19 protein-coding genes are annotated in these 25,112 nt (G+C 66.7%); 17 read left to right on the top strand and 2 right to left on the bottom strand.

The features are described 5' to 3' along the window. Position 1: 1 nt before the first annotated feature. From murD to nrdR, 15 genes are all read left to right on the top strand, one after another. Positions 2 to 1,522: a UDP-N-acetylmuramoyl-L-alanine--D-glutamate ligase gene (murD, locus tag J9314_RS11010; RefSeq protein ID WP_210602435.1), complete on the top strand. Its 1,521-nt coding sequence runs from the start codon at positions 2 to 4 to the stop codon at positions 1,520 to 1,522. Between the two features lies 1 nt (position 1,523). Further along, positions 1,524 to 3,173 (top strand): putative lipid II flippase FtsW, encoded by a 1,650-nt coding sequence (ftsW, locus tag J9314_RS11005; protein ID WP_210602430.1) that lies wholly within the window; start codon positions 1,524 to 1,526, stop codon positions 3,171 to 3,173. A gap of 1 nt (position 3,174) precedes the next feature. Next, positions 3,175 to 4,275 carry a UDP-N-acetylglucosamine--N-acetylmuramyl-(pentapeptide) pyrophosphoryl-undecaprenol N-acetylglucosamine transferase gene (locus tag J9314_RS11000; protein WP_210602429.1) on the top strand — a complete coding sequence of 367 codons (1,101 nt, stop codon included), beginning with the start codon at positions 3,175 to 3,177 and terminating at the stop codon, positions 4,273 to 4,275. 2 nt (positions 4,276 to 4,277) lie between these two features. Continuing rightward, positions 4,278 to 5,678, top strand: a complete 1,401-nt coding sequence (gene murC, locus J9314_RS10995) for a UDP-N-acetylmuramate--L-alanine ligase (protein ID WP_210602423.1) — start codon at positions 4,278 to 4,280, stop codon at positions 5,676 to 5,678. A 5-nt stretch (positions 5,679 to 5,683) separates the two neighbouring features. Beyond that, positions 5,684 to 6,442, top strand: a complete 759-nt coding sequence (locus J9314_RS10990; protein WP_210602421.1) for a cell division protein FtsQ/DivIB — start codon at positions 5,684 to 5,686, stop codon at positions 6,440 to 6,442. Between the two features lie 267 nt (positions 6,443 to 6,709). Next, on the top strand, positions 6,710 to 7,894 hold the full coding sequence (ftsZ, locus tag J9314_RS10985) for a cell division protein FtsZ (protein ID WP_210602419.1): 1,185 nt from the start codon (positions 6,710 to 6,712) through the stop codon (positions 7,892 to 7,894). A 1-nt stretch (position 7,895) separates the two neighbouring features. Continuing rightward, positions 7,896 to 8,654, top strand: a complete 759-nt coding sequence (gene pgeF / locus J9314_RS10980; protein WP_210602418.1) for a peptidoglycan editing factor PgeF — start codon at positions 7,896 to 7,898, stop codon at positions 8,652 to 8,654. A 76-nt stretch (positions 8,655 to 8,730) separates the two neighbouring features. Continuing rightward, entirely contained in the window at positions 8,731 to 9,255 is a 525-nt protein-coding gene (locus J9314_RS10975; RefSeq protein WP_181273343.1) for a cell division protein SepF, read from the top strand. Between the two features lie 93 nt (positions 9,256 to 9,348). Further along, on the top strand, positions 9,349 to 9,648 hold the full coding sequence (locus tag J9314_RS10970; protein ID WP_181273344.1) for a YggT family protein: 300 nt from the start codon (positions 9,349 to 9,351) through the stop codon (positions 9,646 to 9,648). Positions 9,649 to 10,117: 469 nt separating this feature from the next. Next, entirely contained in the window at positions 10,118 to 10,945 is an 828-nt protein-coding gene (locus J9314_RS10965) for a DivIVA domain-containing protein (RefSeq protein ID WP_210602417.1), read from the top strand. Between the two features lie 99 nt (positions 10,946 to 11,044). Beyond that, on the top strand, positions 11,045 to 11,581 hold the full coding sequence (locus J9314_RS10960) for a signal peptidase II (protein ID WP_210602416.1): 537 nt from the start codon (positions 11,045 to 11,047) through the stop codon (positions 11,579 to 11,581). After that, positions 11,574 to 12,497 (top strand): RluA family pseudouridine synthase, encoded by a 924-nt coding sequence (locus tag J9314_RS10955; RefSeq protein ID WP_210602415.1) that lies wholly within the window; start codon positions 11,574 to 11,576, stop codon positions 12,495 to 12,497. The genes J9314_RS10960 and J9314_RS10955 overlap by 8 nt, the downstream gene beginning before the upstream one ends. Before the next feature lie 186 nt (positions 12,498 to 12,683). Further along, complete coding sequence (dnaE, locus tag J9314_RS10950) at positions 12,684 to 16,196, top strand: DNA polymerase III subunit alpha (RefSeq protein ID WP_246490745.1); 3,513 nt, start codon at positions 12,684 to 12,686, stop codon at positions 16,194 to 16,196. 255 nt (positions 16,197 to 16,451) lie between these two features. Further along, positions 16,452 to 17,765, top strand: a complete 1,314-nt coding sequence (gene hisD / locus J9314_RS10945; RefSeq protein ID WP_210602414.1) for a histidinol dehydrogenase — start codon at positions 16,452 to 16,454, stop codon at positions 17,763 to 17,765. Beyond that, positions 17,765 to 18,262: a transcriptional regulator NrdR gene (gene nrdR / locus J9314_RS10940; protein ID WP_166972331.1), complete on the top strand. Its 498-nt coding sequence runs from the start codon at positions 17,765 to 17,767 to the stop codon at positions 18,260 to 18,262. Before hisD ends, nrdR begins: the two co-directional genes overlap by 1 nt. Before the next feature lie 232 nt (positions 18,263 to 18,494). On the opposite strand, the gene J9314_RS10935 is transcribed toward nrdR, so the two are convergent. After that, positions 18,495 to 20,726, bottom strand: coding sequence for a HelD family protein (locus J9314_RS10935; protein WP_210602413.1), 2,232 nt, complete (start codon positions 20,724 to 20,726; stop codon positions 18,495 to 18,497). A 338-nt stretch (positions 20,727 to 21,064) separates the two neighbouring features. Further along, entirely contained in the window at positions 21,065 to 21,817 is a 753-nt protein-coding gene (locus J9314_RS10930) for a spermidine synthase (RefSeq protein WP_246490340.1), read from the bottom strand. 250 nt (positions 21,818 to 22,067) lie between these two features. On the opposite strand from J9314_RS10930, the gene J9314_RS10925 reads away from it, so the two are divergent. Together J9314_RS10925 and J9314_RS10920 are read left to right on the top strand one after the other, a co-directional pair. Next, positions 22,068 to 23,378, top strand: a complete 1,311-nt coding sequence (locus J9314_RS10925) for a DUF4192 family protein (RefSeq protein WP_210602411.1) — start codon at positions 22,068 to 22,070, stop codon at positions 23,376 to 23,378. Positions 23,379 to 23,519: 141 nt separating this feature from the next. Continuing rightward, positions 23,520 to 25,001: an RNA polymerase sigma factor gene (locus J9314_RS10920; RefSeq protein WP_210602410.1), complete on the top strand. Its 1,482-nt coding sequence runs from the start codon at positions 23,520 to 23,522 to the stop codon at positions 24,999 to 25,001. Positions 25,002 to 25,112 lie beyond the last annotated feature (111 nt).

Raw genomic sequence — 25,112 nt, 5'->3', positions numbered from 1 at the left:
GATGAGCGGAGCCGGCCCGGCCGGGCAGGTCCCGGCTGCACTGAGCGGTCCGAGCTCCTCCCTGGCCGGACTGCGCATCCTCGTCACCGGCCTCGGCGTGACGGGCTTCCCCGCTGCCGTCCACCTCGGCGAACGCGGTGCCGACGTCATCGTCATCGACGGCGACGATCAGGCCGACGTCAGCGAGAAGGCACAGATCCTCGAGGTCTTCGACGTCGACATCCGTCGCGGTCCCGAACACGTCGAGGCCCTGCCCGAGGGACGCCTCGACCTCGTCGTGACCTCGCCCGGCTGGCGACCTGACCAGCCGGTGCTCGCCGCCGCAGCCGCCGCGGGCATTCCCGTCATCGGCGAGGTCGAGCTGGCCTGGCGGATCCGCGGGACCAATGACGCGAAGTGGCTGGCCATCACCGGCACGAACGGCAAGACCACGACCACGACGATGCTCGAAGCGATGCTGCTCGCCGCGGGACTCAAGGCCAAGGCCTGCGGCAACATCGGCACGCCCCTGCTCGAGGCCGTGCTCGAACCCGGACTCGAGGTCCTGGCGATCGAACTCTCGAGCTTCCAGCTGCACTGGCAGGAGTCGATGAGCGCCGACGCCGCCGCAGTGCTCAACATCGCCCCCGACCACCTCGACTGGCACGGCAGCGCCGAGGCCTACGCGGCCGACAAGGCGAAGATCTACCACAACGCGAAGCTCGCGTGCGTGTACAACTGCGCCGATGACGCGACCCTGCACATGGTCGAAGAGGCCGATGTCATCGAAGGCGCCAAAGCCATCGGCTTCACCACAGGTGTGCCGCACCCAGGCGAGCTCGGGGTCGTCGAGGACCTGCTCGTCGACCGGGCGTTCATCCCGCAGCGCTACTCCTCGGCCGCGGAGATCGCGGCGGTGAGCGACGTCGCGACCGCCACCGGCGTCGAAGGCAGCCGACCCGCCGACCATCAGGTCGCCAATGCCCTGGCCGCGGCCAGCCTCGCCCGAGCCATCGATGTGCCGGGACAGGCGATCGCGGCCGGGCTGCAGAACCATTCGCTCGGCGCCCACCGTATGGTCACCGTGGCCGAACAGGAAGGCATCCGCTGGGTCGACGACTCGAAGGCGACGAACACCCACGCCGCAAACGCCTCGCTCGGGGCCTTCGACTCGATCGTGTGGATCGCCGGCGGACTGCCCAAGGGTGCGGACTTCACCGCACTGTTTCACGATCATCGGGACCGGATCAAGGCACTCGTGCTCATCGGTGCCGACGACTCGGCCTTCCGCGAGGCGATCGCGGCAACCGTTCCCGACCTCGAGGTCGTGCGCATCGAACCGGCGCTGGGCATCGACTCCGGTGTTCCGAAGCGACGTGGAGAAGCGGTGGCCTCCGCCGCCGTTGCGGCCGCAGCGCAGTTGGCGGGACCGGGAGACACCGTGCTGCTGGCTCCCGCAGCCGCGAGCATGGACCAGTTCCTCAACTACAACACGCGCGGCGAACTGTTCACCGAGGCCGTCCACACCCACCTGGGGCGCTGACATGGGACGGCAGACCACCGCGAAGGCGGATGAGCGCCGGCGCAGGAAGAACGCGAAGGCATCGCTGAAGGGTGGACCTGCGGCGCGCCCGACCCCATCCGTGTCGGAGGCGCCGTCGTCGGCCGCGTCGACGAAGCCCGCTTCGACGAAGCCCGCGCGGACGAAGGTCACCGTCGGTGCTCGAACCGGGACGGCCGCAGGCTCGGCGGCCACCGGCTCGACGAAGTCGGGCCCCCGCGTCACGAAGCCGAACACATCTGCGAAGAAGCCCGCTGCTCAGGCGTCGGGACCGAAGACATCGAACACCGGTGCGAAGACGTCCCGCTCCAAGACCTCCGCCGTGAAGACTTCGGGCAGCGACGCTCAGACCTCGAACACCGGCGCGAAGACGCGCAGCCGAACGACCGTCCCGGTGATCAAGCGCGCCTGGACGTCCCTGCGCGCGGACTTCACCCGAGGCTCCGCCTACCCGCTGACGACCTACTACCTCATCCTGTTCTCCGTGCTCGCACTCACCGGGCTCGGCCTCGTCATGGTGCTCTCGGCCTCCTCGATCACCTCCTACGCCGGGGGAGAGGGCTCGTCGTTCGCGTACTTCAACAAACAGGCGCTGTTCGCCGGCATCGGCATCGTGCTCATGGTGGCTGCGAGCCTCATGCCCCTGAGCGTGTGGCGCAAGATCGCCTGGTGGGTGCTGCTCGGCGGACTCATCCTGCAGGCGGCGGTGTTCCTGCCCGGGCTCGGCAAGGCGACGAAGGGCAACGCGAACTGGATCGGCTTCGCCGGTTTCCAGCTCCAGCCCTCCGAATTCCTCAAGGTCGCGTTGGCCCTGTGGCTCGGCTTCATCCTCGCGAAGAAGTTCGGGAAGATGGACACCTTCGGTCACGCCATGATCCCCGTCGTGCCGGGGGTCCTCGCCGCCGCTGGACTCATCGTCGCCGGCAACGACCTGGGCACCGCGCTGGTCATCATGGCGATGGCCGTCGTCTGCCTGTGGGTCGGCGGGTTCCCGATGAAGTACTTCCTCATGCTCGGCGGGGTGCTCACCGCCGCCGTCGTGTTCTTCGTCCTCAGCTCCGAGAACCGACTCAAGCGCATCGAAGCCATGCTCACCGGTCACGCCGACCAATCGGCCGCGGACACGATGGGCCAGGCCTGGCAGTCCAACCACGGACTGTTCTCCCTGGCCTCGGGCGGCTGGCTGGGAGTCGGGCTCGGCGCCAGCCGTGAGAAATGGTCCTGGCTGCCCGAGGCCCACAACGACTTCATCTTCGCGATCATCGGCGAAGAGCTCGGACTCGTCGGCACGCTCGCGGTCATCCTCGTCTTCGCGATCCTCGGCTACGGCATCATCCGCGTGGTCATGCGCTCGAAGGACTTGATGATCCAGGTCGCCGCCGCCGGCTACTTCGCGCTGCTCATCGGCCAGGCCGGAATCAACATCGGCGTCGTCACCGGCATGCTGCCCGTGATCGGACTGCCCCTGCCGTTCGTGTCCTACGGCGGCTCATCGATCATCTCCTCCCTGCTGGCCGTCGGTGTGCTGCTCTCGTTCGCCCGAACCGAACCCGGCGCCGAGGCGGCCATCGCCGTCCACAAGGACCGGATGCGGTCCTCATTCGCCGTACTAGCCCGCAAGAGAAGGAAATGAGATGACGAGCATCCTGCTGGCCGGTGGAGGCACCACGGGCCATATCTCGCCGATGCTGGCGATCGGCCGCGAACTGCGCGAGCGACACCCCGACTGGGACATCGTGGCCCTGGGCACGCCCGACGGTCTCGAGGCCGAGATCGTCCCGCGCGCCGGATTCGAACTGCTGACCATCGACAAGGTGCCCATGCCCCGGTCGATCAGTCCGGCCCTGCTGAAGTTCCCCGGACGCTTCTCCGGCAACATCTCCGAGGTCAAGAGGATCATCTCCTCCCGCAGCGTCGCCGCCGTCGTCGGCGTCGGCGGCTACGTCTGCCCGCCGGCCTTCCTCGCCGCCCGGTCGGCGAAGATCCCGCTCATCGTCCACGAAGCCAACGCGAAGCCGGGAATGGCCAACCGCCTCGGCGCCAGGCTGACGAAGCCCGGGCGGGTCGGGATCACCTTCCCGGACACGAAGCTGCCCGGCTCCACCCTCGTCGGCATGCCCATGCCCACCGAGATCACCGACCTCGACCGCAGCGATGCGACCCAGCGCTCGGCGTACCGCAACGACCTCGGCCTCCGCGACGACAGCCCGGTCCTCGTCGTCACCGGCGGATCCTCCGGTGCACAGCGGATCAACGACGCGTTCCTCGCCGCCGCCACCGCCTGCCAGGACGCCGGCGTGCAGGTCCTCCACATCACCGGCGCCGGCAAGGGCGACGCACTCCGGGAAGCGACCGCGGACCTCGCCGACTACCACGTCGTCGACTATGTCGACGGAATGCACCGGGCCTACGGGGTCGCCGACCTGCTCGTCGCCCGCTCCGGTGCGGCCACCGTCTCCGAAGCCACCGTCGCCGGAGTCCCCGCGGTCTACGTCCCCTTGGCCATCGGCAACGGCGAACAGCGACTCAACGCCGCCGGCAGCGTGCGTGCCGGGGCCTCACTGATGGTCGACAACGCCGACTTCACCGCGGCCACCGTCACCGACACGATCCTGCCGCTGGTCACCGACGCCGACAGGCTTGAGCAGATGAGTCGCGCCGGAGAAGACCTGAACTATCCCACCGATGCCGCGGCCCGCATGGCCGACATCGTCACCCGCGCTCTGGAAGGCTGAACATGAGCACTGCGAACATCGTTCCCGTAGGCGAACTCGGCGCCGTCCACTTCATCGGCATCGGCGGATCGGGGATGTCCGGGATCGCCCGGATCATGGTCATGAACGGAGTCACCGTCTCCGGTTCGGATGCGAAGGAATCCTCCGTCGTCGACGTCCTGCGGACGCTGGGCGCCACCGTGACGATCGGGCATTCGGCCGACAACCTCGGCGAGGCCGACACCCTCGTCATCTCCTCGGCCATCCGCAAGGACAATCCCGAACTCGTCGAGGCGGAGCGCCGCGGACTGCGCATCCTCCACCGCTCCGGGGCACTGGCCTCGCTCATGGTCGATCGGCGGGCCGTGGCCGTGGCCGGCACCCACGGCAAGACCACGACGACGTCGATGACGACCGTGGCGCTCCAGGCCTGCGGGATCGACCCGTCCTTCGTCATCGGGGGAGTGCTGTCGACGACCGGTACGAACGCCCACCTGGGCACCGGCGACGTGTTCGTCGCCGAGGCCGACGAATCCGACGGCTCGTTCCTCCTCTATGAACCCGCGATCGGCATCCTCACCAACGTCGAAGCCGATCACCTCGACCACTACGGGACGCCGGAGAAGGTCCGCGAAGCGTTCATCGAATTCTGCAACGGCATCCAGACCCGCGGCGGAACCATCATCGCCTGCGCCGACGACCCCGGATCCCACGACGTCGCCGCACACGCCCGCACACAGGGCGCCGACGTCGTCCTCTACGGAACCGCCGAGGACGCCGACATCCGCCTGCGCGACCTCGACTCCGGGATCGGCTCGCGCTTCGTCCTCGACCTGCCCGGACGCGAAGAACCGCTGGCGGTCGAACTGCGGCAGCCGGGACTGCACAACGCGCTCAACGCCACCGCCGCAATCGCCGTGGCCGCGAGTCTCGGCGCCGACGTCGACCGAGCCGCCACCGGACTGGCCGGCTACGGCGGCACCCGGCGTCGCTTCGAGGAACGCGGAATCGCCCAGGGCGTGCGCGTCATCGACGACTACGCTCACCACCCCACCGAACTGCGCGCAGTGCTCAACGCCGCCCGCGGAGTCGTCACCGACGGCGGGCGAGTCTGGGCCATCTTCCAACCCCACCTGTACTCGCGGACCATGGAGTTCCGCGAGGAGTTCGGCGAAGCCCTCGGGCTCGCCGACGAGGTCGTCGTCCTCGACGTCTTCCCCGCCAGGGAAGACCCCGTACCCGGAGTGACCGGTGCGCTCATCGCCGACCGCGTCCCGCACGATCACGTCAGGTTCGAAGAGTCCTTCGCCGAGGCGGTCCCCTTCGTCGCCGCCCGGGTGCAGCCCGGGGACCTCGTCCTCACCTTGGGCGCGGGGGATGTGACGATCCTCGGCCCCGAGTTGCTGAGCGCCCTGGAGAGCTGAGACCCATGGCGCCACTTCCCCCGGCTCGCGCCGGCGACGACAACTCCACCGCCGACCTCACCGGGGTCATCCGCGCCCGCCGATGGCAGCTGTGGCGCACCCGGCTGACCGCCATCGGCATCGTCGTGGCCCTCATCGCCGTCGTCGCCGTTGCCTGGTTCTCACCGCTGCTGGCCCTGAAACAGGTAACCGTGAGCGGAGGCGACCTCGTCGACCACGACAAGGTCAGCGACCTCGTCCTCGATACCGAAGCCGGAACCCCGCTGCCTCAGGTGCGACCGGGAGAGGTCGAGGACGCTGTCCTCAAGGCGTTCCCGAAGGCAGCCAAAGCCTCCGTCCACTACGGCGGACCGCGGACGCTGAAGATCGCGATCACCGACCGCACACCCGTCCTCGCGATCGAGGGCCCCTCAGGCTACCGCCTCTACGATGCCGAGGCAGTCGACCTCGGCGTCGTCGACAAGGCACCGAAGAAGCTCACGGTGCTCGGTCACTCCGGCCGAGAACCCGAACGGGAGACCGTGACCGCCGTCATCCGCTTCATGGGCAGCCTCCGTCCCGAACTGCGGCGAGCGCTGACGACGATCGAGGCGAAGGACGAGATGAGCATCAAAGGCCGCCTCGACACCGGCGACCAGCAGGCTACGGTCGTGTTCGGAGACGACAGCGACCCCGGCCTCAAGGTCCGCACCGCGATCCAGCTGGCAGCCGAAGGTCGCACGGAGATCGACGTGTCCGTGCCCTCGGTGCCCGTGACGAACTGATCCAGGTGCCGACAGTGCGGCGGAGCAGCCGCGTGCGACCTGGAGCCGCCCGCCGCCGGTGGCCGCGGTGGGCCGCCCTGCATCCGATCGCCGAGGATTGCCTGCGTTTGCCCCCGACACACCGGGTCTGAAGTTTGGCCGAAGTCCGACACTCCGGCGAGAATGGTTGCAGTGGTGTTGCCCCGCCCAATAGCCTCAGGGCAGAGAACACAGACCGAACCCGCACGCAGAAACTGCGTGGGCAAGCGCTTGAGACGAGGAACCGACTTGGCTGAATTCCCACAATCCGGAGCGGACATCAAAGTTGCCGGTACCGGCGGCGGCGGTGTCAACGCTGTTCAGAGGATGATCGACGTCGGACTACGCGGCGTGGAGTTCATCGCAATCAATACCGACGCCCAGGCTCTCGTCCTCTCCGATGCCGACGTGAAGCTCGAGATCGGTCGCGACCAGACCCGCGGCCTCGGCGCCGGAGCCGATCCCGAGATCGGCAAGAAGGCTGCGGAATCCTCCGAAGACGCCATCCGCGACGCCCTCGAAGGCGCCGACATGGTCTTCGTCACCGCCGGTGAAGGCGGAGGAACCGGTACCGGCGCGGCACCTGTCGTGGCTCGCGTCGCCCGCTCGCTCGGCGCCCTGACCATCGGTGTCGTCACCCGTCCGTTCACCTTCGAGGGACGACGTCGTTCCGCGCAGGCCGAAGCCGGTATCGCCGCTCTGCGCGAAGAGGTCGACACCCTCATCGTCATCCCCAACGACCGCCTGCTCTCGATCTCCGACCGGTCCGTCTCCGTCGTCGAGGCCTTCCGCTCGGCTGATGAGGTCCTGCGCTCGGGTGTCCAGGGCATCACCGACCTCATCTCGGTGCCGGGCCTGATCAACCTCGACTTCGCCGACGTCAAGTCGGTGATGCAGGATGCCGGCACAGCGCTCATGGGCATCGGTGCCGCCACCGGTGACGACCGCGCAGTCCAGGCCGCGGAATCCGCGATCGCCTCCCCGCTGCTGGAGGCCAGCATCGACGGCGCGCACGGAGTGCTCTTCTGCATCACCGGCGGCGGCGACCTCGGCCTGTTCGAGGTCAACGAGGCCGCACGCCTGGTCCAGGAGGCCGCGCACCCCGAGGCGAACATCATCTTCGGTGCCGTCATCGACGACAACATCGGCGACGAATGCCGGGTGACCGTCATCGCCGCGGGCTTCGACAACACCTCTCCGAACGCCGAGATCTCCGGCGGCGTCGAGGCGATCCCGGCCGCCGTGCCCGCTGCAGCGGCCGAGGCCGAGACGGAACCCGCCGTGAGCTCCGAGTCCGAGTCCGACGAAGCCGAGGAGGCCGAGCCGGCGGCACCGCGCCGCAGCGAGGAGCACCAGATCCCTGCCACGCTGCCGAACGAGCGCAGCAGCTCGAACTTCGACTCGGATCTCGATATCCCGGACTTCCTCAAGTAACATGCTGCGCTCGAGGTTCGTCATCCCGGGCAGACCGACTGCCCACGTCGCCTTCACCGACAGGCACGGCGGGTACTCGACGGGGGACTTCTCCTCGTTCAACCTCGCCCGCCACGTCGGCGACGATGACGAACTCGTCGCGGCCAACCGCGCCGCTCTCGCTCAGGTCCTCGGCCTCAGCGGTGAGCGGCTGTCGTTCGTCTCCCAGGTCCACGGAACCGAAGTGCGGACGATCAGCGACGAGAGGGAACTGCGCGCAGAACCCGTCGAAGCCGACGCCCAACTGACGACGCTGACCGGGATCGGTCTGGCGATCATGGTCGCCGACTGCACCCCGGTCATGCTCGCCGATGCCGAGGCCGGCATCATCGCCGCCGTCCACGCGGGCCGTCCCGGGATGGCCGCCGGCATCGTCCCTGCCACCGTCGATCGGATGCGCAGCCTCGGTGCGGGCGACATCCATGCGGTCATCGGACCCTCGGTGTGCCCCCGCTGCTATGAGGTGCCTGCCGAACTGCGTGACGAGGTCGCCGCAGTCGAACCCGTGGCCGCCTCGGTGTCGGTGACGGGAACACCCGCCCTCGATGTCGCCGGGGCGGTGGCCGAGCAGCTGCGACGGGCCGACGTGACCATCGATCATTTCTCACGGACCTGCACGAAGGAATCCGAGGATCTGTTCTCCTACCGCGGAGCGCAGCGGACGGGTCGGTTCGCCGGAATCATCTGGCTGCAGGAAGAAAACACCACGACACACCCATAGGACTCACCCGCCCATCCGCCCACGTGCGATAGTTTGGCGGCAGGTGAGCAAGTGCCGAAGGCCGAGGAGCTAAGACATGTCAGCAATCAAGAAGACGCTGGAATACCTGGGTTTCGTCGAAGAAGAGGACGAGACCGTCGATCGTCATGAGACCGATCGTCGCGAACCCGCCCACCGTGACCGCGAAGTCGTCGAGACCTACGACGAGGTCGACGAGCACGACGAACCCGAGTCGGCAGGCGACCGCGCGCCGGCTCCGGTGACGCCGATCCACCCGTCGCCGATCCGTCCCGTAGACACCCCGGCTCCAGGAACCTCAATGAATCGCATCAGGACCATCCACCCCCGCAGCTACAACGATGCCATGGTCATCGGTTCGGCCTTCCGCGAGGGCACCCCCGTGATCATGAATCTCTCGGAGATGGACGAGAACAACTCGAAGCGCCTCGTCGACTTCTCCGCCGGACTGATCTTCGGTCTGCATGGATCCATCGAACGCGTGACGAACAAGGTCTTCCTGCTCACCCCTGAGAACATCGAGGTCGCCGGTGAGACCGAGACCGACTCGGATTCGCAGGCGAGCTTCTTCAACCAGAGCTGAACGGGCAGGGGACCACTCTCAACTCCTCTTCAGCTCGGGCCGATAGGCTGGGGCTTCCACACTCAAGCAGCAAGGAAGGCGCGAGGGACCCACGTGGCCATCATCTTCTACATCCTCGGCACGGCACTGAGCCTCTATGTCTACGTTCTCCTGGCACGCGTCGTCCTCGACCTCGTCCAGGTCTTCTCCCGTGATTGGAAGCCGAGCGGATTCCTCCTCGTCCTCGCCGAGATCGTCTACACGCTCACCGATCCTCCGCTGAAACTGCTGCGCAAGGTGATCCCGCCGCTGCGCCTGGGTCAGGTCTCCCTCGACCTCGGCTTCATCGTCCTGCTCATCGGCATCCAGATCATCGCCTCGGTGTTCTTCAACCTCTCCCGCACGACGATGTGAACCGGGCGCCGATCGCCTGAGGGGGTCGGCTCGGTTTGGTCGATGGTGATCCGTGCGGTTCGGTCGATAGTGTACGGTCCGGTTCGATCGATTCGGACGGTTCGACCGATTCGGATGGGCAGGCGCGTTCGGCGGGGTCAGGCGCTTCCGGCGGGGCGGGTCAGGTGGGTTCGCGCAGATCGGCGGGGCCACCTCGGCGGGTGAGACATTCCCGGCCTCATTCGCCCCGGAATTCCCGCGAATGATTTCCGGGAATTGTTTGGGCGGATTGCCCATAAGTCGTGAATATGATCACGAGAATTGGCCGCTGGTGCGCTCGGGTTGTTAGCCTCGGGGAGGAAATAATCGTCATCGAATACGTGACACGCCACTACTGCACGACAAAACTGCAGGTGTTACGCTAATGTGACGTTGAAGCCGTCCTTCGGGGCGGCAGCGTAATGAATGTAGATCGACCGAAGGTGACCTCATGGCGCTCACGCCTGAAGACGTAGTAAACAAGCGGTTCCAGCATGTGAAGTTCCGCGACGGGTACGACCAGGATGAAGTCGACGATTTCCTTGACGAGGTCGTCGTTGAGATCCGTCGGCTCTACCAGGAGAACGACGAACTGCGTCAGAAGCTCTCCACCGCCGAACAGCGCGTGAAGGAACTCGAAGCAGGCGGCGCCTCCTCGGCTCCGGCTCAGGACATCGACGCCACGCAGGCCATGCCTGCCGCCGTGCCTGCTCCGGAGGAGAAGGCCGAGGCACCCGAGCCGAAGGAAGCACCTGCTGCTCCGGCTCCGGTCGAAGACACCCAGGCGTCCGCGCCGGTCGTCAAGGAAGCCGCCCCGGCTCCGCAGGACAACTCTGCGAACACCGCATCGTCGGCCGCTCCTGCTGTGGGTGCCGGTGTCGCCGGTGGTGCCGCAGGCGCCGGACTCGGCGCAGCCGTGGCCGGGGGAGACGGAGACGCACACGGTCTCATCGCTCTGGCTCAGCGCGTTCACGATGAGCACGTTGCCGAAGGTGAGCGCAAGCGCGACGAACTCATCAAGGGCGCTGAGAAGGAAGCCGCCGACATCGTCGGCAAGGCCGAGAGCAAGCGCGACGAGACCCTGTCGACCCTCGAGTCGCAGAAGTCGACGCTCGAGCGGTCGATCGATCAGCTCTCGAACTTCGAGCGCCAGTACCGCACGCGTCTCAAGAGCTACCTCAACGACCAGCTGCGCGACCTCGAGAACTCCACGAGCCTGGCTCCGGAGACCCTCGACGGAAACGGCCCGCTGGGTGGTTCCTCGAACCACAAGCTCTGATCTGCACCACACTGCGACCGAGGTCCGGGAACTCCGATGAGTTCCCGGACCTCGCTCATGTGTGCGCAGCCCCAGGGGCGGTGGACTAGAATGAACCGAATGAACGACCCTGCCCCACGGGCGAAGAGACCGCGTGCGCTCATGTTGGCGCTGCTGTTCTCGATAGCAGCCATCGTCCTGGTCATCGACCAGTTCACGAAGTTCCTCGCCGTCAGCTTCCTCGAAGGGCAGCCGCCCCTCCCCGTCATCGGATCGCTGGCCGGATTCACCTTCTACCGGAATCCCGGAGCCGCGCTCGGGCTCGGCGCGGGTGTGACCTGGGTGTTTCCGCTCATCGCCATCGGCGTGTTCGCGGCGATCCTCGTGCTCTCACGCAAGCTCGGCTCGCGCACCTGGGCGATCGGCCTCGGTCTGCTGCTCGGCGGGCTCTTCGGCAACCTCGTCGACCGCCTGTTCCGGGAGCCGTCGTTCCTGCACGGTGCCGTCGTCGACTTCATCGATCTCTCACTGTTCATCTGCAACGTCGCCGACATCGCGATCTCGGCCGCAGCGGTCACCCTCGTCGTGGCCAGCCTCAAGGGCATCGAGATCGACGGCTCAGACTCCACCCGCGCAAAAGAGGACTCCCATGACTGAACGCTCCATCCTCGTCCCCGAAGGCCTCGAAGGGCAGCGCGTGGACGCTGCGATGTCGAAGCTGCTGGGACTCTCACGCACCGCCGCCGCAGACATCTGCGCCGACGGGGGAGTGCAGATGTCCGGTCGGCCGGTGATCAAATCCGACCGCGTCATCGCCGGGGAGCGCCTCGACATCATGATGCCCGAACCCAGGCGGCCCCTCGAAGTCGTCGCCGATCCGGTGCCGGGAATGCGGATCGTCCACGACGAGGACGCCTTCGTCGTCGTCGACAAGCCCGTCGGCGTCGCCGCTCATCCGGCCCTCGGCTGGACCGGACCGACCGTCGTCGGCGGACTCGCCGCCGCCGGCTTCCGGATCGCGACCTCCGGTGCCCCCGAGCGGCAGGGCATCGTCCAGCGCCTCGACGTCGGCACATCCGGTCTGATGGTGATTGCGAAGAGCGAATACGCCTACAGCGTGCTCAAGCGCGCGTTCAAGGAACGCACCGTGGAGAAGACGTATCACGCTGTGGTCCAGGGCCTGCCCGACCCCGTGCTCGGCACGATCGACGCCCCGATCGCCCGCCACCCCAAGCACGACGGGCTCTACGCCGTGCGCACCGGCGGGAAGAACGCGATCACCCACTACGAGGTGCTCGAGGCCCATCGTCGGGCCGCACTCGTCGAGGTCCACCTCGAGACAGGACGGACGCACCAGATCCGCGTCCACTTCTCCGCCACCAAGCATCCCTGCGTCGGCGACCTGCCCTACGGCGCCGATCCCGTGCTCGCGAAGGAACTCGGCCTGGAGCGGCAGTGGCTGCATGCCGTCAAGCTCGGCTTCCACCACCCCGACACGCAGAAGTGGGTGGAATTCGAAAGCGGTTATCCCGAGGATCTGCAGACTGCGATCGACCTCATCCGCCCGAACTGAGCTGCTTGGGCACCGTCCGCGGGCGATGAGCAGACACGCCGATGGTGCCGAGAGCAACAGTCGGTGAAGGGCCGTCGACGGGCGTCGATGGACTAAGCTGGGTGGGCAACACAGGCCACATCAGGAAGGCGGCTGCCCGTGCCGAATGAGGACTTCGTCCACCTCCACGTTCACACCGAATACTCCATGCTCGACGGTGCGGCCCGGCTGGGCGACCTCATGGCCGCAACGAAGGCCTCGGGCATGTCGGCGATCGCAACGACCGACCACGGCTACCTCTTCGGCGCCTTCGACTTCTGGTCTCAGGCGACCGCCGCAGACATCAAACCCATCATCGGCGTCGAAGCCTATGTCACCCCCGGCACCGACCGTCGCGATAAGACGAGGGTGAAGTGGCGGACCGAGGAGTCGCAGAAGCGCGACGACCTCTCCGGTGGTGGTCTCTACACGCATATGACTCTGCTGTCGCGGAACAACACCGGCATGCGCAACCTCTTCAAGGCCTCGTCGTATGCCTCGCTCGACTCGGTCACGGCGAAGTGGCCGAGGCTCGACCAGGAGCTGCTCGAAACCTACTCCGAGGGTCTCATCGCCACCACCGGCTGCCCGTCGGGAGAGATCCAGACCCGTCTGCGCCTGGGCCAGTACGAGGAGGCGAAGGCTGCGGCCGGGAAATACCGGGAGATCTTCGGGGCCGAGAACTACTACTGCGAACTCATGGACCACGGCCTGTCCATCGAGAAGCGGGTGACGAAGGACCTCCTGCGCCTGTCGAAGGAGATGGACATTCCGCTGGTCGCCACGAACGACCTGCACTACACCCACGAATCCGACGCGAAGGCCCACGAGGCTCTGCTGGCGATCCAGTCGGGATCGAAGCTCATCGAACCCACCTACGACCAGGGCGGTTCCCGCTTCGCCTTCTCCGGTTCCGGGTACTACCTCAAGACGCCCGCGGAGATGCGGGCCCTGTTCAAGGAATTCCCCGAAGCGTGTGACAACACGCTTGAGATCGCCGAGAAGTGCGAGGTCTCCTTCGACACCTCGGCGAACTATATGCCGAAGTTCCCCTGCCCTCCCGGCGAGGACGAGACCTCGTGGCTGATCAAAGAGGTCGCGAAGGGTCTCGACTACCGCTACCCGAACGGCGTGCCCGACGACGTGCGCAAGCAGGCCGACTACGAACTCGACATCATCATCTCGATGGGCTTCCCCGGCTACTTCCTCGTCGTCGCCGACTTCATCAACTGGTCGAAGGACCACGGCATCCGGGTGGGACCCGGCCGCGGATCCGGTGCAGGCTCGATGGTCGCCTATGCGATGCGCATCACCGACCTCGACCCGCTTCAGCATGGGCTCTTCTTCGAGCGCTTCCTCAACCCGGACCGCGTGTCCATGCCCGACTTCGACGTCGACTTCGATGATCGCCGTCGCAGCGAGGTCATCGACTATGTGACGGAGAAGTACGGCGACGAACGCGTCTCGATGATCGTCACCTACGGCACGATCAAGACCAAACAGGCCCTCAAGGACTCCGCGCGCGTGCTCGGCAAGCCCTTCTCCCTCGGCGAGCAGCTGACGAAGGCGCTGCCTCCGGCGGAGATGGCCAAGGACATCCCGCTCAAGGACATCGAGGATCCCGACTCCAAGCGCTACAAGGAAGCCGGCGAGTTCCGCGAATTCGTCGATACGAACCCGGAGGCCAGGGAGACCTTCGAGACGGCGAAGGGGCTCGAAGGGCTGAAACGCCAGTGGGGCGTGCACGCCGCCGGCGTCATCATGTCCTCGGACCCGATCATCGACGTCATCCCGATCATGCGCCGCTTCCAGGACGGCCAGGTCATCACCCAGTTCGACTATCCGACGTCCGAGGGCCTCGGACTCATCAAGATGGACTTCCTGGGCCTGCGCAACCTCACGATCGTCTCCGACGCGGTCGAGAACATCAAGGCCAACCGGGACTTCGACCTCGACCTCGAACACCTCTCACTCGATGACCGTGCGGCCTACGAGCTGCTGGCCCGCGGAGACACCCTCGGAGTGTTCCAGCTCGACGGCGGCGGACTGCGCGCCCTGCTGCGAATGATGAAGCCCGACAACTTCGAGGACATTTCGGCGACCCTCGCCCTCTACCGCCCCGGCCCGATGGGTGCGGACTCCCACACGAACTACGCCCTGCGCAAGAACGGCCTGCAGGAAGTCACCCCGATCCACCCCGAGCTCGAGGAACCGCTCAAGGACATCCTCGACACCACCTACGGCCTCATCATCTACCAGGAGCAGGTGATGGCGATCGCGCAGAAGGTCGCCGGCTACTCGCTCGGCCAGGCGGACATCCTCCGCCGCGCGATGGGCAAGAAGAAGAAGTCCGAGCTCGACAAGCAGCAGGTGGGCTTCTTCGGCGGCATGAAGGAGCGCGGCTACTCCGAAGCCGCAGCCCAGTCGCTGTGGGACATCCTGCTGCCGTTCTCGGACTACGCGTTCAACAAGGCCCACTCGGCCGCCTACGGCGTCGTGTCCTACTGGACCGCCTACCTCAAGGCCCACTACACGGCCGAGTACATGGCGGCGCTGCTGACCTCGGTCGGCGACAACAAGGACAAACTCGCGATCTACCTCAACGAGTGCCGCCGCCTGGGCATCACCGTGCTGCCCCCCGACGTCAACGACTCGGCGCTGCACTTCACTCCTGTCGGCAACGACATCCGCTTCGGCATGGGAGCGGTGCGCAACGTCGGCGGCAACGTCGTCGAAGGCATCGTCGAGGCTCGCGGGGAGAAGGGCGCCTACACCTCCTTCACGGACTTCCTCGACAAGGTGCCCAGCCACGTGTGCAACAAGCGCACGATCGAATCGCTCATCAAGGCCGGGGGCTTCGACTCCCTCGGCCATTCGCGCCGGTCGCTCGTCGAGATCCACGAGGAGGCCGTGGACTCCGTCATCGGCGTCAAGCGCCAGGAGGCCAACGGACAGTTCGACCTCTTCGCGGGCCTCGGCGGCGGTGACGACGACGCTCCCAGCTTCTCCGTGGCGATCCCCGACCGTCCGGAGTGGGAGAAGAAGGAGAAGCTCGCGTTCGAACGCGACATGATCGGCCTCTACGTCTCCGATCACCCGCTCAACGGCCTCGAAGGGGTGCTGGCCGCGGAATCCGATGCCTCCATCGCCGAGGTGGTCGATCCCGAATCGCACCGCCACGACGGTTCCCAGATCAAGGTCTGCGGGATGATCACCCAGGTCACGCGCAAGGTCTCGAAGAACTCGGGGCGCCCGTATGCGATCGTCACCCTCGAGGACCTCGAAGCCGAGATCGAGGTGATGTTCTTCGGGGACACGTATGAGCCCGTGGCCAGCCTCCTCGCCACCGACCTCGTGATCTCGCTGACCGGGCGCATCCGCACCTCGGACGACCGTCCGACCTCGCTCATGGCGATGTCGATGACGATCCCCGACGTCACCGACCCCAACGACCGCCCGCTCAATCTGCTCATGCCGATGGAGAAGGCGACCGAGGAGATGGCGACCAAACTCAAGCAGATCCTCGAATCGAACAAGGGACAGACCGACGTCCACGTCATCCTGGCGCAGCCGGGCCGGCAGACGGTGATGCGCCTCGACCGGTCCATCCGCGTCGACCCGAACCCGAGCCTCTACGGCGACCTCAAGGCTCTGCTCGGCTCCCGCTGCCTCAGCGTCTGAGGCTCAGCCTCAGCGTTTGCGGCTCAGCCGGACGTGGCTCACGTCGGCTGGGCGGCCCAGCGCCGCTCACGGCCATGAGTGGCCGCAGGCAGCGTGGCACGCAAGCTGTTTGAGCACACTTTCCTCTGAATCGCCCACTTTCTTCCGTGGGCTTTTCAGCGAAAGGTGTGCCGTTTCGCCGGTCGCTCCGTTTCGGCGGCTCCGGTCGGTCCGCACTCCGGGCTGAAGGACTGCCCCGTTGCCACGGCGACTAGAATGGTGCGGGTGAACATTCTGGACTTCCGTGGTGAGACCCTCAGCAAGCGATTCCTGGCCCAGCGTCTGCCTCGGGCCGCCGAGACCCACGCCGACATCGAACGGCGCGTGGCCGAGCTGCTCGAGACCGTGGCTGCGGGCGGATCGGAGGCGGTCAAGGGCTTCACCGAACGTTTCGACGGAGTGCGCCCCGAATCGCTGCGCGTCCCGGAAGCCGCACTCGACGCCGCGGAGGCCGCACTCGACTCGACGGTCAAGTCAGCCCTCGTCGAATCCATCGACCGTGCCCGGAAGGTCGCTGCCGATCAGCGCCCCGCGGACGTGCGCACCGAACTGGCCCCGGGTGCCTTCGTCACCACCCGCCACCTGCCGATCGAGCGCGTCGGACTCTACGTCCCCGGCGGACTCGCCGTCTATCCCTCGACAGTGATCATGAACGTCGTTCCCGCGCAGACCGCCGGAGCACACTCACTGGCCATCGCCAGCCCGCCGCAGTCCGATGGCCTGCCCCACCCGACGGTGCTGGCCACTGCTCGCATCCTCGGCGTCGACGAGGTGTGGGCGATGGGCGGAGCCCAGGCGATCGGCGCATTGGCGTACGGCTTCGACGATGGGGAGGACCTCGAACCCGTCGATCTCATCACCGGACCCGGCAACGCGTACGTGGCTGCGGCCAAGTCCCTCGTCCGCTCGCAGGTCGGCATCGACGCGGTGGCCGGGCCGACGGAGATCATCATCCTCGCCGACGGGCAGGCCAACCCGCGCTTCGTCGCCGCCGACCTCATCAGCCAGGCCGAACACGACGAGCTCGCAGCCTCGGTGCTCGTGACCGATTCCCCGGAGCTCGCCGACCAGGTCAGTGCAGAGATCGAGAAGCAGGCGGCCGAGGCGATGCACACCGAACGCATCGCTGCGGCGCTGTCGGGGCGGCAGTCGGCCATCGTCCTCGTCGACGACCTCGATGCTGGCATCACCGTGGTCAACGGCTACGCGGGAGAGCACGTCGAGATCCACACCGCCGATGCCGCCTCCGTGGCGGGGAGGATCACGAACGGGGGAGCGGTGTTCCTCGGGGACTGGGCACCGGTCGCGCTCGGCGACTACTGCGCTGGGTCGAATCACGTGCTGCCCACGATGGGCACCGCGGCACACGGTTCGGGCCTGGGTGTGCACTCGTTCATCAAGGTCAGTCAGGTCATCGACTACGATCGTGAGGCCCTGGCGGAGGTCGCCGGCCACATCGGTGCGCTGGCCGAGCGCGAACAGCTCCCGGCGCACGGGCGGGCCGTCGACATCAGATTCGAGGAGCAGTAATGCGTTGTCCCTTCTGCCGTGAGTCCGACTCCAGGGTCGTCGATTCGCGGACCAGCGAAGACGGTGCCGCGATCCGCAGGCGGCGGCAGTGTCGGCACTGTGGTCGCCGCTTCACGACGATGGAGGCCACGAGCCTGTCGGTGATCAAACGCTCCGGAGTCACCGAGGAGTTCTCCCGTCAGAAGATCATGTCGGGTGTGCGCAAGGCCTGCCAGGGTCGTCCGGTCAGCGACGACGATCTCGCGAAGCTCGCGCAGCGGGTCGAGGAGAACATCCGTTCGAAGGGCATCGCCGAGATCGATGCCGACGAGGTGGGCCTGTCGATCCTCGAGCCGCTGCGCGAACTCGACCAGGTCGCGTACCTGCGCTTCGCCAGCGTCTACCAGGGCTTCGACTCGCTCGAGGACTTCGAAGCGGCGATCGATTCGCTGCGTGCCGACGCCCTCCTGCAGTCGGGTCGGACGAGGGAACCACAGCCCGAGGACTTCGCCGACTGAACGATTTCTGAGAATGCTCAGGATTCCTCTCAGAAATCTTCGTTCCGAGTACGTCCGCACAGGAATAGTTGTGTAGTATTGACAGTGCGCGCTACGGCGCGCGGCCGCTTGCGGTTCGGAGGGGAAGCCGAACCCAAGCGGCCTTTAACATTCACCCTTTTGCTACCTGACGGCGGCCCAGCAACCTTGCGCGAGGTTGCTGGGCCGCCGTCAGGTAGCAAAAGGGTGAGGGTCAGCCGGCTTGGCGGATCGCCTCGGCGTCGAAGAGCTCACCGAGTTCGGTGCGCACGGAGGCGAGGATGCGCAGCCGCTCCGTCGTCCTTGTCAGGGCGACGTAGAGCCCGCCGATTCCCTCGTCGCTGCCCACCGGAGCGATACGCCCGGGTTCGACGATGATGACCGAGTCGAACTCGAGGCCCTTGGCCTGCTGCGGGGTGATGAGCGCGATCTGATGGTCGAGCCCGGTGGCCGATCGTCCGAAGTCGAAGTCGGCGAGCACCTCGGCGATGGGGTCGATGAGTTCCTCATCGGCGATGACGGCGATCTTCCCGCCCGCGGCCTCGGCGACCTCCTGCGCGGCCGCCTCGGCGAGGGATCCGAGCACATCGGATTCGGTGGCGAGGACGTCCAGACGAGGGTCCGCACCGCCCTGCCGCACCGATTCGACGAGCTCGAGCTGCGGGAAATGTCGGTGGAGGTACCGGTTCGCGAGGTCCATCACCGACTGCGGAGTGCGGTAGGAGACGGTGAGGACCTGCAGGGCGAAGCGGTCGCCGACGAATTCGGAGAGGATCGAACCCCACGTCCGGGCATTGTCGACCTGGGAGGATTGGGCGAGGTCGCCGACGACGGTGGCCGACTTCGAGGGCACGCGGCGGAAGAGCACCCGCCACTGCATGGGGGTCAGTTCCTGTGCCTCGTCGACGACGAGGTGGCCGTACGTCCATTCGCGGTCCTCGAGGGCACGCTCGGCCAGGGTCGTCGACGGACCCTGCTCCTCCCACCGGGCGGCGAGCATTTCCGCGGTGACCATGCCGCCGGTCTCGGTCATATCGACCACGGCCTCGGCATAGTCGCGGGCCGCATCGTCCCTGGCCTGCGTCGGCTGCGGGCTGGAGCCGAGCAGCTCGGCCAGCTCGTCGAGCAGCGGCACATCGGAGACGGTGAAGTCGTCGTGGTGGTTCTCCGACAGGGTCGCCTGCTCGGCCGGGCTCAGCAGTCGGCCCGCAGCAGAAGCCAGCTTGTGTGGCTTGCCCAGCAGTGCCCGGAGAGCGCCGGCGGGTCCGATGGGGAACCACGCGAGGTTGAGTGCGCGGCGGACGTCGACGGAGGAGCGCAGCTCCTCGAGCAGTTCCGGCAGCCGTTCGCCGGCCGCATCGAGGCCCATCTCGCGGGCGAGGTCTTCGGCGAGGATCTTGAGCAGACCGGTGACGAAGCCGTTGCGGGCGGCATTGTGCGCATCGCCGCTGCGGCGGGCGCGATCCCGTGCACCGCGGACGTCCTTCCTCCGCAGCACGACGGTGTGCGAGCCGACCCGCAGCTCTTCGTCGTGGTCGGGTACGCGTTCGTAGTTCGCGACATGGTTCTTCAGCACCGTCGCCATGGTGATGCGACCCTTGATCTCGGCGACGGCGGGGGTGTCGACGGCGTCCGTGTCGAGTCCGGGATAGAGCTGACCGGGAGTGAGCAGCACGGCCCCGGTCTCGCCGAGGCTGGGCAGCACCTTCTCGATGTACTTGAGGAACACGGTCGAGGGCCCCACGAGGAGGACACCGGACTTCGCGATGCGTTCCCGGTGCCGGTAGAGGAGGAAGGCCGCACGATGCAGAGCGACCGCAGTCTTGCCGGTGCCCGGTCCTCCCTGGACGACGAGGACGCCGGAGAGGGGGCGGCGGATGATCGCGTCCTGTTCGGCTTGGATGGTGGCGACGATGTCGCCCATCCGTCCGGTGCGGTGGCTGGTGAGAGCGGCGAGCAGGGCTCCCTCTCCCTGGAGGTTCGACTTCTCGTGCTCGTCGAGGGCGTCGATGTCGAGCACATCGTCCTCGATGCCGGTGACCTTCCGATTGGCGGTGACGAGGTGACGGCGGCGCGTGACGCCGTCGGGGCTGGCCGCGGTCGACTGGTAGAAGCGTTCGGCGGCGGGGGCGCGCCAGTCGATGAGGATCTGCTGCCGCTGCTCATCGGTCAGCCCGATCCGACCGATGTAGGTGGGGTCGGACTCGTCGACGAGGTCGAGGCGACCGAAGCACAGCCCCTCCTCGGCGCCGTCGAGGCGAATGAGCTGATCTTCGTACAGCGTGGCGAAGGCATCGCGTTCGGTGCGATGCTGGTGATTGCCTCCGACTTCGGAGATCCTCACGGTTCCCAGGCGGGCTGTCGTCTCCTCCCGCAGCACATCGAGACGGGCGTAGAGCTCGTCGAGCTTGGCCTGCTCGACGCGAATTTCTGAAGTTTCGGTCATCTCACCTTCTTGGGTCGGCATTCAATTATGCCGAACTTTCGGCGGCGACTGTAGTCACGACGTCATTTCACTTCGGGGCGTTTCTCACATTCGATCGTCAGGGCCCTGTCAGGCGGGGCGCCGGCATGGCCTCGTCGGGTGCAACCGCCCGCGAGGCGCAGCGGCTGGGTCACTCGGCAGGGCCCCGGCGGGTGGGCCACTCCCCAGGGCTCCGGCGGGCGCAGTCTCTTTTAGGGACCTGGAAGGAGTGGACACCCGAGGGGCCTTGGCGCCGCCCGGGCGCAGGCCGCAAGCACCGTCCGGTCTCACCCTGGGGTACCACCCCGCGGTCTCGCCTCTCACATCCCGAGGCGGGAGCGCAGACCATTCCCGGCCAGGAATGTCGCGGAACTCGCCGCGGTGCGCAGACTGCGATCGAGACCGGCCGTGTCCAAGGGCGTGTTCGATGCAAGCACGACGACATTGCCGCGTCGTCGTCCCTTGAGGATCGCCGGTTCGGTGGCCGCCGCCAGATGGGCGAAATGCTCCGAGAGGGCGGTGAGGTCCGACTTGAGGGTGCGGTGGCCACCGCCGTCGGGAACGTTTGCGACATAGAGACCGGAGCTCTTGAGCGCAGCGGCGCAGGAGGCGAAGAACTCTCCCGTCTGCAGCGCAGAGGGCACCGAGTCGTGGTCGAAGGCGTCGCGGATGATCACATCGAGGCTGTCGGGCCGGAACTTCCCGATCTCGACGGCACCATCGCCGGCCCGCAGAGACAAGGCGGGGGAGCGGGGAAGGTCGAACCACTGCCGGGCGAAGTCGAGCAGCCTCGCATCGACATCGACGGCCGTCTGCTTCGACCCCGGTCGGGCAGCGTCGAGAGCGCGGGCCAGCGCACAGCCGGCCGCACCGATGTGCACCGCTCGCAGCGAACCCGCAGGCAGCGAGACATCGATGGCTCGACGCATCCAGTCGAGATATTCGAAGTCGAGACGCTCGGGATCGCTGAGCGTGATCGAGGACGAGGGGACTCCGTTGACATGGAGGACGTAGGAATCGGCCTCCCCGTCGAGCTTCTCCAGGTGCGCCGTGCCAGTCGAGATGTCGACCACTTGAGAGCCGGGTGCTGTGTATATCCGTCGCTTCGCCACCCCTCACTTCTATGCCAGTCGCGCCGAGGAGGCAATTCGGCCCGAATCCACGTGGGGACGAGACCCCCGACTTCGACGCCGATCGCCTGTGGAGGCAATCCCGCTGTCCACAGGGCGTCGGGCGTGCCTGTTCCGCGCCGAGGCGGATCGGCTGGAGTGGAGACCCGACCGCAGCGCCGCGGCCACGCACACGAGAAGAGGACACCCGATCATGGAGACACCGGCCCGAACCCCAGAGGACATCATCGGCATCATTCCCCACACGTTGGGCTACATACCCCGCGACAGCCTCGTCGCCGTGATCATCGGCACCGAGACCAACGGATCGCAGTCGAGCTCGACGACCCTGCGCGTCGACTTCACCCTTGAGACCGCCGCAGACATCCTCCTGACCGGCGGCAGCGGGTACGTCGACCTCATCGGTCGGGCCTGCGCGGTCACCGGTGTCTTCCTCGTCGTCTACGACGAGGGCTACCAGCCGATCTCCCCGCTGACGGGAAGCGGTGATCAACCGACCATCGCCGAGGCGGCCGGCAGCAGAATCGTGCCGACTCCCGCCGAGACGGCCCCCACCGCGGATGAAGGCGCCGAGACGGCCCCCGCCGAGACGACCCCCGCCGAGACCACCCCCGCGGATGGGGCCGACTGCGAGGATGCCGCCGTCCATCGCGGGCTCGTCCGCGCCGCCATCGACGAACTCGCCCAGTCATTCGCCTCAGCGGGAATCGACACGCTCTGCGCATGGTGGGTGAGCCAGGAGCAGTTCGGTCGCATCGACGACGACGGGGACGACTCTACGCCTCTCATCGCAGCGACGACCTCGCCATGCGCCACGGAACTCATCGCTGCGGGATCGAATCCGGTCGGCACTCCACAGGAGCTGGTCATCGCCCCGATGACGGCCCAGGCCTTCGCCCACAGTCGACGAGGACACACGGACGAATGGATGGGAACGGACGATGCGTTCGTCATCCTCGCCGATGTCTATGCGCGACTGGACGCGATCCGTGCGGACGACGAACCCATCGACGTGACCCATCTGCATGCGATGCTCGACCTGCCGACCGTGATGGCCATCGACGCGCTCCTGGCCGAGAAATGGTCACGCGATGCGCTGGAGATGATCCTCAGCTTCGATCACCCGGACTTCCCACCTTCACTGGTCACCCGACTCGACGGAGAGCAGCTGTGCGACCGTTCCCGTCGGTTCAGCGCCCGGTCCGAATCGGCGCAGGAGATCGTCGGACTCTCAGCACGGGCCCCACGTCCACGAGACGTCATGCTCACCATCGCCTTCCTCAAGGAGTACCTGCCGATGTGTCATCCGCGGGTGCGTGCCGACACCTATGCCGTCATCGCATGGTTCGAGTGGGCGTTGGGCGGGTCGACGATGGCGGACAGCTACGCCAGAGCCGCGACCGACATCGACCCCGAACACGGACTGGCGAAGCTCGTCGTGCGTGCCGTACGGTTGGGATTTCTGCCGCGCTGGCTCATGGAGAGCGAGCCTTCTTCCTTCTGAGTCGCTCGGTTCGCCGATTCGCAATGCCGGGAATAACGTGCGAAAATTAGGCGTTGACCCAGTCATTGCATGATGGGCGGACTCTGCGTTCGCCCCGGACCGTACACCGGACCACTTGACTTGGGTCTTAGTACTGTCCGAATGCATGGGGAAGTTTCAACGCTCGCGAAAGGTGAACACGTGCCGAGAGTCGACAAGGAATCCACAACGGTGACAGAGAAGTCGGAGGGAACTGCCGGCACGACCTCGACCGGTGGATCCAAGACCACTGCGGCGTCGAAGTCCACTGCGAAGAAGACAACGAAGACGTCGAGCTCTGCCGGAACCAAGACAACCGCCGCGAAGTCGACGACGGCGAGGTCGGCTGCGAAGAGCGAGACCGCTGCGGCCAAGAAGACCACGGCGGCGAAGAAGAGCGCTGCCGAGAAGCCTGCCGAGACGAAGTCGGCGACCAAGGCCACCTCGAAGGCGACCGCCGCCAAGGAAGCGAAGAAGGCGACCAAGGCGAAGAAGACCGACGACGACATCGACACCACCGAGGAGGTCGAGCCCACCGCGGACGCCCTGGCGACCGAGGAGAGCCCCGCCGAGGCGACCGAGACGAAGAACTCGGAAGAGAAGGAGAAGAACGCCGCCGTGGCCGAGGCCGGCGGATTCATCGTCTCCGACGCCGACGAGGAAGACGCTCCCGCCCAGCAGGTCGTCTCCGCGGGTGCCACGGCCGACCCGGTCAAGGACTACCTCAAACAGATCGGCAAGGTGGCGCTGCTCAATGCCGCCGAGGAGGTCGACCTGGCCAAGCGGATCGAGGCAGGCATGTATGCCGAACACCTCCTCGACTCCGGCGAGGTGAAGGATCCGCGCGAGACGATGGACTACAAGTGGATCATCCACGACGGTCGGATCGCGAAGAACCACTTGCTCGAGGCGAACCTCCGCCTCGTCGTGTCTCTGGCCAAGCGCTACACCGGCCGTGGCATGCTCTTCCTCGACCTCATCCAGGAAGGCAACCTCGGTCTCATCCGCGCCGTCGAGAAGTTCGACTACACCAAGGGCTTCAAGTTCTCGACCTACGCCACGTGGTGGATCCGTCAGGCCATCACCCGCGCCATGGCCGACCAGGCCCGCACCATCCGCATCCCCGTGCACATGGTCGAGGTCATCAACAAGCTCGCCCGTGTGCAGCGTCAGATGCTGCAGGATCTCGGTCGCGAGCCGACCCCCGAAGAGCTTGCGAAGGAACTCGACATGACGCCCGAACGCGTCGTCGAGGTCCAGAAATACGGTCGTGAGCCCATCTCGCTCCACACGCCACTGGGCGAGGACGGCGATTCGGAGTTCGGTGACCTCATCGAAGACTCCGAAGCCGTCGTACCGTCGGATTCGGTGAGCTTCACCCTCCTGCAGGAGCAGCTGCACTCGGTCCTCGACACGCTCTCCGAGCGCGAGGCCGGTGTGGTGTCCATGCGCTTCGGACTCAACGACGGTCAGCCGAAGACCCTTGATGAGATCGGCAAGGTCTACGGCGTCACTCGTGAGCGGATCCGCCAGATAGAGTCGAAGACGATGGCGAAGCTGCGTCACCCGTCCCGCTCGCAGGTTCTGCGCGACTATCTCGACTGAGTTCCCTCCGGCTTAGATGGTGGCGTCGCCTCGGAGACGCCGCCGGAAGAGCGCCGACGAACGAACGTCCCTGGGATTGCCCAGGGGCGTTCGTCGTCCTCGGGGCGAATC

Source organism: Brevibacterium oceani, from assembly GCF_017948325.1.
GTDB classification, from domain to species: Bacteria; Actinomycetota; Actinomycetes; order Actinomycetales; family Brevibacteriaceae; genus Brevibacterium; species Brevibacterium oceani.
Note: the sequence above shows the minus strand (reverse complement) of the source record. Positions and strands in the feature narration are given on the sequence as shown.